Raw genomic sequence first — 14,297 nt, 5'->3', positions numbered from 1 at the left:
AATATGAAAAATGTGGTAATTTAAACCTATATATTGTTCGGGTTAGGTGGATACTATTAAACCTTTTTAAATGTTTCAAATGAAAAAATAAATGCTTTAGTAGCAAATTGTAAAGGGGTATCGGCATGACTTATACAGTTAAATCTTCAGAAAGATTGAGACATCCTGCTGCTGAAATGGAAACTAAGGCATTGTTACATCTTATGAATTTTAGGAGTGACAGTCATGAGATTTATTATTTTGTTGTGGATTTTTTTAATGATTTGACAGGTATGGATAATCAAGCAAGGCGGCTTTGGGATTTACAGTCTAAAGGGGCAAAAAACTCTTCACCAAAAGCAATTGGAAAAGAACTAGTCACACTATTTAAAAACTACCGAAGTGATTTAGATTTTGGTTTTTATGTGCTTTTTCTTGGTGGGGTTTCAAATACGGTGCGAATCGATAATTCAACTAATATATTTGATATTAGTAATATAAAACCAGCTTCTTTAATAAAGCTAAAGGAAGGTCTAATAGAAGAGTGTCAAGAGAAAACTTATATCGATTCAGCTTCTATTACAAAACAGGTAATTGATTCCTTCTTAAATAAAGTTCAGTTCGTGATAGATGATAAGAAGCCAAGCGATTATGTGAGATCGATAGTTAAAATTAACCGTAGTATAATCCCAAACGAAGAAACTTTGACTGCTATATTTAATGAGATAAGAAATGAACAGGCTGGTAAAAAGAATATTAGACCTCTTGAAGATATAACTATAGAAGGATGTGACGAAGCTCTTGACTACTATCACCATCTTACTAGTGGGGAAATAAAACTATTAGTATTGAGCCGGATATTAAATCGTAACCCCTTTGATAAAGGAATTCCACCATCATTCATTCCGATTTTTAACCATTTCCCAGAAGAAAAAAGGAAGAATGCTTTAGATGATTGTCAAATCGCTTTAACAAGGGTTTTGTTTAATAAGAATTGCGCTGATAGTTTTTGGGAACTTTTTGAGAATGTATATTTAACAATCGTTTCTAACCCAACGATTGATGTGAATAAAATTTATAGAAAATTAAACCAAAGAGCTATTGATGATTGTCCAGATTTTGATGTTATTTCTTTAAAGTATTTTATTTCAATTGTGAAGGATGGAATTGATCTATGAAAATACATAAAGTGGCTATAGGAAATTCTACAGAGGCTTTTATTGAATCTTCTTTCTCTGATACGCTTAATATTATTTCAAGTGATGATAACAATAGAGGAAAGACTATATTGGTTCAAAGCATGATGTATTGTTTTGGAAATGTTCCTACATTCCCATCGACTTTTAACTATCAAGACTATTATCATATAGTTGGATTTTCTGTTGGTAATAAGTCGTATTCTCTTTGTCGAAAAAAAAATTCATTCATTTTAAAAGATAATACTTCTCTAATGGTATTTGATAGTGTCTCTGAACTAAAAAGATATTGGACAAAGAATATTTTTAAATTACCAATCATCTTGAAAGATGGACAGCAGAAAATTGTAGATCCAGAACTATTTCTTCAATTATTCTTTGTAGGACAAGACAAAAAGGAAACTGACAATATTTCTAATCGAGGATATTATAAAAAAGATGATTTTTACAATATGCTTTATTCATTTGCAAATCTAGGCTCAGCAAGCATGCCAATCGAAAATATTGATTTAGCTAAAGCGAAAATTCATGATTTAAGAGATGAGAGAACCGCATTACTTAAACAACATAAAATCCTAAAATCCAACAAAAAAGCTCCAAGTTATTTAAGTAGTGTTAATGATAAAATTTCTTTTAAAAGAAAAATTAAACTAGTCGAGAGAAAGAAAAATCAAATTGCTGATTTAAGGAAGTCTCGAAATGCTGCTTTATCAAGAAAGAGTAAATATGAAATTACACTTAAAGAGCTTAATTCACTGAATAGGACAATTAGTGGTGGCGAAATACGATGTATGGATTGTAAATCATCTCATATTGGTTTTAGTAGTTCAACAAAATCTTCATATACATTTGATGTATCAACACCAGAGATTAGGCGTCAAATTATTGAATCAATAAATGAAAAAATATCTTCTGCTCAAGAAGATATAGATCGTTACACAATTAATATTAATAATAGCCAAGAAGAAATGGAATCCTTGCTTTTGAGTGAAGAAATATCATTGGAACTCTTAATATCATACAATCAAGATGTGTACAATGCATCAGAAGTTGAAAATCGAATTGAAAAGTTAGATGAGGAAATTCAAAAAATAAGTGATTCTATTGAAGTGAAAAAAAGTAATTCTGAAAAGTTAGTTGAACAGCAACATCAATTGATGAAGAAAATTATTGACTGCATGAATGATACATATAGAAAGATAAATCCTTTAGGTAATTTAGTGTTTGAATCTTTATATACAAAGAGGAATCAAAACTTTTCTGGTAGCGAAGCTACAGAATTTCACTTGATTAAGTTGTATTCTTTAGTAAAAGTCTTAAAGTTTAACTTTCCTGTTGTTATAGATTCTTTTCGTGCTGAAGATCTCTCAACTGAAAAGGAAGATAAAGTACTTAAATTATTTAATGAACTCGGAACACAGATAATATTTACAACAACTCTAAAAAAAGAAGAAATTGGAAAATATGAAAACCAATCCTTTATTAATCATATCGATTATTCCAGTCATATGCCAAGTAAGATGTTGAGTACAAATTATTTATCAGGATTCCATAATATTATTACAGATTTTGGCGTTAGAATAGGTGGTGAGTAAGGATGGATAATCGCAAAGTATGGGAAATTGACTTTGATGTAATTGGTCCTATTACAATCAAAGATGAAATTAATATTCGTCAAGAAAAAGGGTTTGATCAACACCAGTTTTATAGTGACATAAAGTTAAAAAAAAGTACTTATGGTATTAGAGCCACAATAACTGCGTATGCAGATAACATAAATATAGCCGAAACTGTTGCATATGTTTATTTTGGAAGAATGAGGGATGTTCTTTCTTTAGAGAATGAGGTACCTATTCAGTTATATAAGCACGAGGAGTCATTTAATAATAAAAGGAATTTTGTAAGTAGAAGACTATTAAACAAATCAGATATTGTAACCGCATTTAAAATGGCTAGAGAATTTGAAGTTGAACAACCAAAACTATTAAGATCAATAGGTTGGTACTCAAAAGGGAAAATGCCTCAAAATACATTTGATAAATTTCTCGCTTTTTGGAATGTTATAGAGATATTAGGAAAGGAATTTCATACAGAAACTGATAGGACAAATGGAACTAAAAACAAAATATACCAATGTTTTTTAGATTATTTTGGGGATATGGATGAATGGGATTTACCAAATAGATGGATAGATGATATGTATGAAAAAAGGAATCAAATTGTTCATGGGGGAGAAGATCCAACAATTGAGGCGATAAATGTTATATCTGAGTTAGTTCCATTGTTGGACCAAACATCTAAAAAATTAATTAAAAAAATAATTGACTCTCATTACAATCGTGTAGAATTTACAACTTGATTATAAAGGTAGTGGAGTTTCTATAGTGCTAAAAGAGGATGATATAAATGAATAAAAAGTTACAAGTGTTTGTTTCTTCTACATTTTTGGATTTAAAAGAAGAAAGACAAAAAGCTGTTGAAGGTATTTTGAGGGCAGGCCATATACCTGCAGGAATGGAATTATTCACAGCTGCTAGTAAAAGTCAATGGCAAGTCATAGAGGAATGGATAAAAGAGTCTGATATACTCATGTTAATATTGGGAGGAAAGTACGGTTCTATAGATCACGACACAGGTAAAAGTTATACTCAGTTAGAATATGAGTTCGCTCTTAAACATGACATACCTGTATTTGCTATCGTATTAAGTGACCAGTACTTAGCTAACAAAAAAAGTAAAGATATACAAATGGAAATATATGAACGTGATGTTAAAGAACCAAATATCGACAAGTATGAAAACTTTAAAAAATTAGTGCTATCTAACCTAGTGAGGTATACTGAGAATATAAGTGAGATTGCCACTGAAGTATCATACTCATTACAGAATTTTGTTAGAAAAGACGCTATAGAGTATAAATTCAGAGGATGGGTGAGAAGTACTGAATTAAATCAAGGTAATCTAGATGAAACAACCTCTCAAAACAATAAGTTATTTAAAATGGATGAAGATTTGTTAAATGAAGCCATTAATACTATTGAAGAAAATGATTTTATTGGAACAATCGATTACATAGCAACTTACTGTTCATATGAATTAAAAACTACAGACAATATTTATAATTTCATCTATTCTTATTCAAAGCCTACAAAAAGGTTTTTTAATGAAGAGTTACATGAGTTGTTTAAGTTGTTAATTAACAAGCTTGATAAGTATACTAGCTATTTAAGTACTCACTTCTTCCCTAAAAATAATAGACAGTATCTATACCCGGAATTGAACATAGATTACCAGTATGTAGATGAGGAAGGTAGGAGTCTTTACGATAAACATTTGAAAAATTTATCTGAAATTTCTCGAGAAACTGAAGCGGAAATAAGAAGTTTTATTTATAACTCAAGAATTATTCTTTATAAATAAAAGGACTAGATCTCTAATCTCTTTGTTTACTATCGCCTTTAAGAAACTTTCGTAAAGCTACTATGGATACATAAGGAAATATTAACCCTGTTTAGTTTTTTACTTACCACACACCGGACACGTGAAATGCGTCTCGCAACTCATTAGAAGAAAAGGCAACTAACCCTCAGGCTGTTGCCTTTTCTTGTGGAAAATTGTTTACTTCTATTTGACGGTTACAACAGATCAAGCTGATACTCTCTACTCTACAAAATTAAAACGTTGACTTCTATGTTAAACTAAAATTAAAAATTTAAAACAAAAATTTATTTTAAAAGAGGAGTTCTAAGATGAATTTGGAGGTAAAACAAGATTTTATCAATAAGTTAGAGGACATGTTTAGATTTAATCAGTCAAATCTAAACTTTGGATTATATAGAGTTTTAAATAAAAAAAGAGAAATAATTTACGATTTTATACATTATGATTTATTTAACATAATAGAAGAAGCAGTAGGTTTAGATATAAATAAATCCGAAGAGCGTCAAAGCTTTATATATTCACATCTGTTAGAGTTTTTTTCTCGTTATTACGATGAAGGAGATTTTATTTCTCAAAGAAGGTTTAAAGATGGTACATACTACATACCATATGAAGGTGGAGAAACTAAATATCACTGGGCAAACTATGATCAATTTTATGTTAAGTCAAGTGAAGATTTTTCAGATTATCAATTTTCAACTCCAAGAGGAGAAGTGTTATTTAAACTACTTGATGTTGAAATAGAAGAAAATAATAATAAAGGGGAAGACAAAGAGTTTCATTTAATTGAAACCCCCCAAATTGAAAACCCAACTATTATTAATGATAAATTGATTGTATATTTTCAATATGTGAATGTAAAGAAAGCGAAACAAAAAAAGATTAATAAAGATATATTAATGAAGCTAGAAGATATTATTATAAATGATAGTAATTTTTCTGAGTTTCATAATTTACTTCATAAGCCTACTAAATCTGCTCTTTCAAGATTAGAAATTGAGTTGTCTACATATACAACTAAAAATACTCAAGATTACTTTATCCACAAAAATTTAAAAGGATTTCTTGAATTAGAGTTGGAAAATTACATTAAAAACGAAATTATTAATTTAAATGATTTAGATAAAGACAGTTTTTCTGCAACTGTATCTATGGTTAAGGCAATGTCTGTAGTTGCAAAAAAGTTGATTGAATTTCTAAGTCAGATTGAAGAGTTTCAAAAAAAATTATGGCTAAAGAAAAAATTTGTTGTATCTACTGATTATATAATAACTTTAGATAAAATTGATGATAGTTTTTATCCTGAGATTATTAAAAATAAAATGCAAATAAACCAATGGAGAAAAGATTTTGCAATTGATGAGATATTAAATAATAATCCTGTAGATGTCGACTTTTTAAAGAATCATAGAACTTTATCAATAGATACAAAGTTTTATGATGAAGTATTCAAAGATAAGCTAATAGCAAGTTTTGAAAATATTGAAGAACAAATACCAGGGCTGTTAATAAATAGCGATAATTACCAAGCCTTAAATCTTTTATCAAAATTGTATAAGAACAAGGTTGACACAATATATATAGATCCACCTTATAACACAGATGCTAGTCAAATTTTATATAAAAATAACTATCGTCACTCTTCATGGATGAGCTTAATGGCTGATAGAATTAATTTAGGTAGAAAGCTTTTAAAAAGAAGTGGGATACAAACTACAGCTATTGATGATTTTGAACTAAAGGAATTATATTCATTATTAGAAATGGAATTTGGTAGGCCAAACTTTGCAGGTATTATATCAGTACTAAGTAATCCAAGTGGTAGACCTAGAGAAGGTGGAATTGCTCAATCTCATGAATACCTACTTACTTATAAAAATTCGGAAGAATCTAAAATAGGTGAATTTGACCGCAATGAAAAGCAGTTGAAAAGATATAATAAAAAAGATGAAAAAGGACCATATGAACAACGTAATTTAAGAAGAGATGGTTCTAACTCCGATAAAGAAGATGGTATTAAACAATGGTACCCATTCTTTGTAGATGAGAACACTCTTGAGTGGCGCATTCCGAAATTATACTGGGATGATGAAATAGGAGAGTGGAGAACTCACGAACAACCAAATGTTCATGAACAGGTTATTTGGCCAATAAATGATGATAATATAGAAAAAAATTGGCGTTGGTCTTGGGAACATGTGAATAGAGATAGAGATGAAATATATGTATTAAGACAAAAGTCAGGGTTACAAATGTATTATAAATTCAGACCTAGATCTAAAGGTATTTCACCATCCTCTTTTTGGAAAGAAACAAAGTATTCTGCAGTAGAATATGGCACTAAGCATCTGCAAAAAATTATTCCTAGAAGTGTATTTAACTACCCCAAATCTATTCATGCAGTAATGGATACGTTACAAATAACTGGAATGAAGAATCATGATTCTGTAGTATTAGATTATTTTGCAGGGTCAGGAACAACAGGAGAGGCAGCTCTTCAATTAATGAGAAAAGACAATGACAATACTGTTAGAAGAATGATTCTAATTGAAATGGGAAAGTATTTTGAAAGCGAAACAAAGAAAAGAATTGCCAAAAGTATGTATTCTGAAGAATGGTATAAAGGTAAGCCTAAAGATAGAAAAGGTTTATCCTACGCTTTTAAGTATCAACTATTTGAATCCTATGAAGATGCATTGAATAATATTCAGTTTTCTAATGAAACCATTCCTACAGGTCAATATAAAAATAAAATAGAATACGACTACCTTATAAATTATATTTTTGAATATGAGACAAAAGATAGTATGACATATTTAAATATAAAATATCTTAGCAATCCATTTAAATATCAAATGAATATTTCGGAAAGAGGAGAAATGACTGTAAGAAATATAGATTTGATAGAAACTTTTAATTACCTTCTAGGTATAAGTTTAATTAAATCTTATGAAACAAAAGAGTTTGCTATTACCACTACTCAAGATAATTTAGGTAAAATCGTTGTATCATTAGAAGATGGTAATGATTACAAATATAAAATAATTGAAGGAAAGATCGAAGATGATATTAGAGTATTAGTGATTTGGAGAACACTGGATGAAGATCTAATACTTAGTGATGCAGTTTTAAAGAAAGTTATTCAAGAATATAAGATTCAATTAAACAACTATAATAGAATCTATATAAATGGAGATTCTAGCTTAAAAAGCATTTATCAAACTGAAGTTTTTCAAATTGAATCTACAATGAAAAAAGAAATGTTTAATATGGAGGGTAATATTTGACTAATCATAAGAATGAAATTCCATTTCAAAAAAAGCTCGTGTTAAATAAATACTTTTTGAATTATTTTGGTTTCAATTCTTTTAATGACATTAGAAAATATTTTTCAGACCCTCTACATGAAGGTATATCAACCGAAGGTGAATCAAAATTCTTTAATGAATATTGGAAAATATTTTCTGAAGCACCGAAGACTATTACAAAAGAAGATTTTGCTGAGTATGATCAAAACTTGATTTCTCATCTAAAAAAGATAAATAAAAATAGAAAAGATAAAATTACTCTCAAGTATTTTCAATATTTTTCTCTAATTTTTGTCGAAGCTTATTTGGATAATTTTTTTGCTAATCCGACCAAACTTAAACACTCATTAAACTCTGAATTGAATAAACAAAATGAGGAGCTTGGACTTAAATATTCCGAATATAATGATTTAAACAAATTAGCAATTTGGAGTGCAACTGGCAGTGGAAAAACCCTCCTAATGCATTTCAACTATTTTCAAATAAAATATTTCTTAAATAAATATAATACAAAATTTGATGGATCATATATTTTATTAACTCCTAGTGAATCACTGTCAAGTCAGCATTTAGATGAATACAGAGATTCATCAATTCAAGCTGAACGATATATAAAAGATGATGTAAAATTGTTCAGTAATGCAGATGATATTCAAGTGGTTGAAAATTCTAAGATAGGAGAAAAAGATATAAAGGAAACTGTTGCTGTCTCTAGGTTTGGTAATAAAAATATATTATTTGTCGATGAAGGTCATCGAGGATCTTCTGGTGATAGTTGGTATAAATATAGAAATTCGTTATGTAGTAATGGTTTTTCATTTGAATATTCAGCAACATTCAGTCAAGCAGTAAGTAAGAAAAGGGTACTGGAGGAAGAATACGCTAAATGTATCCTATTTGATTATTCTTATAAGAACTTTTACGAAGATGGATACGGTAAGGATTATAGTATCTTAAATGTTCCAGAAAAACTGGAAAGCAATCTTGAAATAAAATACTTAATTGCTTCATTATTAAGCTATTATCAACAGAAGAAAATATACCTAGATAAAAAAGATATTATGTTTGATTATAATATTGAAAATCCATTATTAGTTTTTGTTGGCGGTAATGTAACTGCAAGAGAGGCAAATAGTGATGTTATAGAAATTGTCAATTTTCTCTCATATTTCATAAATAATTCTGAGGATAGTATTTTAGCAATTCACGAAATACTCCATGGGGAAGCAGGTCTTATAGATAATAGGGAGAATGATATCTTCTCTGGAAGATTTAGTTACCTAGTATCAAAGAATCTAACACCTGACGAAATTTACGATGATATATTATCAATTATATTCCATACAGATATTAGAGGACATACTCTCCAGGTAGATAATCCCACCGCAGTCGAAGGGGAGCTTCGTTTAAAAATTGGTATGAATTCTTCATTTGGAGTAATTAATGTAGGAAATGATAAGAATGTATTGGGAATATTTGAAAAATTAGGTATAACTACTAATCAAGTACATTTTACAGATTCTCTTTTCGATACCATTAATAATAAAAAAAGCACAATAAATATTTTAATTGGATCCAAGAAGTTTTCAGAAGGATGGAATAGTTGGCGAGTATCTACAATGGGGTTAATGAATGTAGGTCAAAAAGAAGGAAGCCAAATTATACAATTATTTGGAAGAGGGGTTAGGTTAAAAGGTAGGAACAGAGATGGAAAATATAGTTTAAAAAGAAGCAGTGCCTACCATAGTGATTTTAGATTTGAACCCAAATTACCAATAGAAGATATGCAACTCTTATCTATAGTCGAAACGTTAAATATATTTGGATTAAGAGCTAACTACATGCAGCAATTCAAAAATTATCTTTCAAATGAAGGACTTCATTCTGAGAATAAAACGTATGAAATTGTAATTCCCACAGTAAGGACAAATTATCCTAAAGAAAAGATAAAGACCATACGAGTAAAAAACAACTTAAATTTCTTAAAAGATGCTCCTGCTCCTGCTTTTAATCAGTATTTAGCTAAACCTATAATTTTGGATACTTATGGCAAAGTACAATTTGAGACATCCCTCAACTATAAAAAATATAATGGTGCTCAAAAAGAATTAGGTAAATTAGATAGTCGACATTATTTTGGGATGGATTTTGAGAAGATATATTTTGACTTATTAGATTATAAGAAAGAGAAGAAATATTGGAATGTAATCTTTTCTTTAAGTGACGTTGAAAAAATACTGAAAAATAATTCTTGGTATAAATTATATATTCCAAAAAGTGAATTGGCAGTAAAATTATTTAAAGACTTTGAAAGATTTAATAGAATCGGTCTGTCACTTATGAAAAAATATATTGATAAGATTTATACAGTCTCTAAGAAAAAGTTTGAAGCTCCCTTGTTAGAATACGCCCCCTTGCGTACAAATGATCCGAATTTTATTGATGAATATAATGTTATTATTGAAGACTATGAATCGTCTTTGAGTTCTAAAAATATGCTCGATAATCTTAGGGAAGCCATTATTAATGATCAATTTGAACAATATAAAGGTATTTCGAAAGTCCAAGGGTTAGAATGGATAGAACTTAAAGAATCATTATTTAATCCTTTATTTTACACCGCTAAAGATATTACAGATATAAAATTTGTGCCAACTTCTCTTGTTGAAAGTGAATGGCAATTTCTGAAATATTATCAAACATATAAGCTTAAACATGAACAATTTTTTAAACACCGTGAAATATATTTAATACGTAATGCTTCCAGAAAAGGAATAGGATTTTTTGATGATGAAGGATTTTATCCGGATTTTATAATGTGGGTTTTTGATCGTGAAAATGAGTATATCTTCTTTATAGAACCTCATAGTCTTCAATATGAAGATATAATTAATAGTGCTAAGATTAATTTTTCAGAAAAAATTAAGAGCCTACAAAATTCAATAAAAATATCTGAGGGGGAAAGACCAATATTAGAATCATTTATTATCTCTCCAACTCCTTACGAATCCTTATTTAATCCAAATGGTATTACGAAACAAGAACTTAATGACAAAAATGTGTTGTTCTTCGAGGACGGAGAATTTGTGATGGAACAAATTTTAGCAAAACTACATACTGATATTAACAGCTAAAACTCTATACAAATGTATTATTTTATGAGGGTTTACAAATTTCAATGGTATTGTGATGTATCAGTAAGAGTTCTTAAGAGAATATGAATTTTTATTAAAGAATAAAAAATGAGGGCCTACTTTTTATTTATAAGGATTATGAATCATCTCATTTACTTAAGGTGAAGGAAGTAATCTATCAATTAAATCTAAGTCATCAAAGAGAATATCCAATTACAGAAGTGTGGTAATTCTGTTATTTTTAGTTTGCTACTACGCTATTTCTGAAATTACTCTCCAATCCTGGAGTGTATGACGTATTTCATCCTTAAAATGACATACTCATTGACATACTTTTTCGCATTTTTGATTATATCCTGTTATTCATTATAAAGGAGATAAGCCTAACTAAAACTTATAAACACCTTTGATTCGGGCATTATTTTTCATTATTTATCTTAGGGAATCCATGGGCGGCATGATGTAATAACGCCCGAACCCCCTTTCATCATAGGGATTAAGGACAATTTGACTGGATTTTGACTGTTTTTTTAAAATTGTCCACTAAAACCTAAAAGCCTCTCAAGAGTTTATTAACTCTTGAGAGGCTTTTCTTTTATTCTAAAATATGATCAGGGGGATACAATTGTTTACACCAGGATTAATATTTTGGAGATATTTACAAGAAGTTCCTTGCCATGCCAATCGCCTGGAAAGGAACGCTCCAGCAATATGTCGGTAGATTGCATCGTGTTCATACGGATAAGTAAAGTGTATGACTATGTTGATTATCGGGTTCCCGAGTTGAAAGCCATGTATGAAAAGCGCATGCAGGGATATAAGTCGATGGACTACAAAGTTCAAGGCAATGATGAAGAAAATAGTAGTGGGCAGCAGATGAAGTTATTTTGATAGATAAAATTATGGGTCTGAACGAATAGTTGAAATATAAGGATGAAATTCATAATTCAAAGCACTTGAGAATTTAACTAACAAAGATTTTTTGCCATAACTTTAAAGCGCAGTTAATGGTGTGAACAACGGTGCTAAAATCCCTAATAACAACGGTTTCAAATTCCCCAATAATAACAGATAATCATTTCTATACTAGATAAAGATTTGGAGTGTAGAAATGATGATCAAGATTGGGGAATTCATTATGATTAGAGAACTATTTCAAAAAGGGTGGTCAATCACAGCTATCTCTAAAGAGACTGGCTTTGACCCTAAAACTATTAGGAAGTACATAAAATCTGAAGAGTTACCAAGGATGAAGAAAGTACCAAGTAAAGGTAGTAAGCTAGATCCCTTCAAAGATTACTTAGAGAAACGCATGAAGGAAGGTACCACGAACTGCACCGTATTATTAGATGAAATTATATCTATGGGGTACGAGGGCAAAATGACAATCCTCCGGGATTTCATTCGACCATATCGGGTGCGACCAAAAAAGCAAGCTACCATAAGATACGAGACTCCTCCTGGAAAACAAGCTCAAATGGATTGGGGACACATTGGTAAATTCGCAGTTGATGGTGAAATAAAGGATATTTATGCTTTTGTGATTTTACTGAGTTATTCGAGGCTTAAATATGTAGAGTTTACGGACAGCATGGATTTAGAAACGTTAATGAAGTGCCATATGAATGCTTTTGCTTATTTCAATGGAGTGCCTGAGCAAATTTTGTATGACAATATGAAAACTGCTGTTATCAGGCATAGCCCAGTCGAAATAAGATTCAATCGGAAGTTCGAAGAATTTTTAGCTTACTATGGAATTGTTCCAAAGGCATGTAAACCACACCGACCACAAACAAAGGGAAAAGTAGAAAATGTTGTTGGATATTTAAAGAAGAACTTTTTGCAGCGCAAGCATGAACCTACGTTAAAAGCTTTAAATGAAGATGTAAGAGTGTGGTTAGATCAAGTAGCAAACCGTAAGGTTCATCAGACAACGCTCGAATCACCTCATAATCGTTTCCAGCATGAACAGAAGCATTTGATGACGTCAAATACGAAACCATTGTTTCCTATTCATCATTGGGAAATTAGGAAAGTGAGTAAGGATTGCTTTGTTTCCTATCTCGGTAAAAGGTATTCCGTACCTTTTCGGTACGTTGGACAAGAGTTGAAGATAAAAGAAACATTAGATCATCATTTAGAAATTTATGACCATTATGAATGTGTGGCTAAACATCCTATTATGACTGGTAAGGTAAGAGACCATATAAACCTTAAACATTATAAAGGACTGCAAACGACTACTGATGGTTTGCCGACCCACAGCCGTTTACAGTCCCCTGATATTGAAGTAGAACAACGTTCCCTTCAAATTTATGAGCAACTAGAAGGAGGTGATCAATCATGACCACAAACCTTTTAGTTGAACGCTTAGAAGAAATCGGTTGGCATCACACCGCCGATCAAATAGATGGCCTGCTTGAAGACGCATCTAAAAATAATGTACCATATTCGGACTTCTTAATCACGCTATTATCACAAGAAATCGAACAGAAGGAAAAGGCAGCTTTAGATAAGCGTCTTAAAAAAGCAAAGCTTCCCTACATTAAAAGTATTCATGACTTCGACTTTAGTTTTCAACCGAGTATAGATGAACGAAGAGTTAAAGAAGTGTTATCGGGTCGATATATCCATAATGGAGATAATATCCTACTCCTTGGACCACCAGGAGTAGGAAAGACACATTTAGCCATTTCCATGGCTTTTGAAGCTATCACGAACGGACACCAAGCACTTTTTATTACAGCCAATGATTTTATCGCTGAATGCCAAAAGGCAGAAAAACAAGGGTTAATCCAACGGATTATTAAAAGGTATAGCCGCCCAGAATTACTAATTATTGATGAACTAGGTTACTTTAGTTTCGATGAACTCAGCGCACACACACTTTTCCAAATCATATCAAGAAGATACGAACATGGAGCAATGATTATTACTTCAAATAAATCGTACGTTGAATGGGGAAAGATCTTTGGAGATGAAGTTTTAGCAACGGCCATCTTGGATCGTCTAATCCACCATTCCACGACCTTTAATATTAAAGGAGACTCTTATCGTCTGAGGGAAAAGAAAAAGGCCGGCATCCAGCCAGCCAATATTCGCTGATAATAGGGAATTTGATTCCGTTGAAAACAGGGAATTTCAAACCGTTGTTGACAATGGAAGACATATTTAGGTTTTGGTGTAGTTAATATTGGCCCCGTTACCGATCGAATTTCTGAATGGTCGAAGTGGGTAAG

9 protein-coding genes are annotated in these 14,297 nt (G+C 30.7%); all 9 read left to right on the top strand.

The window, feature by feature from the left end:
* Positions 1–125 precede the first annotated feature (125 nt).
* The 9 genes from HLI_RS08655 to istB all read left to right on the top strand — a co-directional run bounded on the left by HLI_RS08655 (position 126) and on the right by istB (position 14,163).
* On the top strand, positions 126–1,157 hold the full coding sequence (locus HLI_RS08655; protein WP_128524617.1) for a hypothetical protein: 1,032 nt from the start codon (positions 126–128) through the stop codon (positions 1,155–1,157).
* Positions 1,154–2,770: a coiled-coil domain-containing protein gene (locus HLI_RS08650; protein ID WP_128524616.1), complete on the top strand. Its 1,617-nt coding sequence runs from the start codon at positions 1,154–1,156 to the stop codon at positions 2,768–2,770. Before HLI_RS08655 ends, HLI_RS08650 begins: the two co-directional genes overlap by 4 nt.
* 2 nt (positions 2,771–2,772) lie before the next feature.
* Complete coding sequence (locus tag HLI_RS08645) at positions 2,773–3,534, top strand: methylamine utilization protein MauJ (protein ID WP_128524615.1); 762 nt, start codon at positions 2,773–2,775, stop codon at positions 3,532–3,534.
* A 47-nt stretch (positions 3,535–3,581) separates the two neighbouring features.
* Positions 3,582–4,595, top strand: coding sequence for a DUF4062 domain-containing protein (locus HLI_RS08640; protein WP_128524614.1), 1,014 nt, complete (start codon positions 3,582–3,584; stop codon positions 4,593–4,595).
* A gap of 329 nt (positions 4,596–4,924) precedes the next feature.
* Entirely contained in the window at positions 4,925–7,903 is a 2,979-nt protein-coding gene (locus tag HLI_RS08635; protein WP_128524613.1) for a site-specific DNA-methyltransferase, read from the top strand.
* On the top strand, positions 7,900–11,058 hold the full coding sequence (locus tag HLI_RS08630; protein WP_128524612.1) for a DEAD/DEAH box helicase family protein: 3,159 nt from the start codon (positions 7,900–7,902) through the stop codon (positions 11,056–11,058). Before HLI_RS08635 ends, HLI_RS08630 begins: the two co-directional genes overlap by 4 nt.
* A 711-nt stretch (positions 11,059–11,769) precedes the next feature.
* Positions 11,770–11,949, top strand: coding sequence for a hypothetical protein (locus HLI_RS08625; protein WP_241655962.1), 180 nt, complete (start codon positions 11,770–11,772; stop codon positions 11,947–11,949).
* Positions 11,950–12,172: 223 nt separating this feature from the next.
* Positions 12,173–13,405 carry an IS21 family transposase gene (gene istA, locus HLI_RS08620; protein ID WP_128526851.1) on the top strand — a complete coding sequence of 411 codons (1,233 nt, stop codon included), beginning with the start codon at positions 12,173–12,175 and terminating at the stop codon, positions 13,403–13,405.
* Positions 13,402–14,163, top strand: a complete 762-nt coding sequence (gene istB / locus HLI_RS08615) for an IS21-like element helper ATPase IstB (RefSeq protein ID WP_128524611.1) — start codon at positions 13,402–13,404, stop codon at positions 14,161–14,163. Before istA ends, istB begins: the two co-directional genes overlap by 4 nt.
* Positions 14,164–14,297 lie beyond the last annotated feature (134 nt).

It is taken from the genome of Halobacillus litoralis, assembly GCF_004101865.1.
Classification (GTDB): domain Bacteria; phylum Bacillota; class Bacilli; order Bacillales; family Halobacillaceae; genus Halobacillus; species Halobacillus litoralis_A.
The sequence above is the reverse complement of the archived record's forward strand: the minus strand, read 5'-3'. Positions and strand labels throughout refer to the sequence as shown.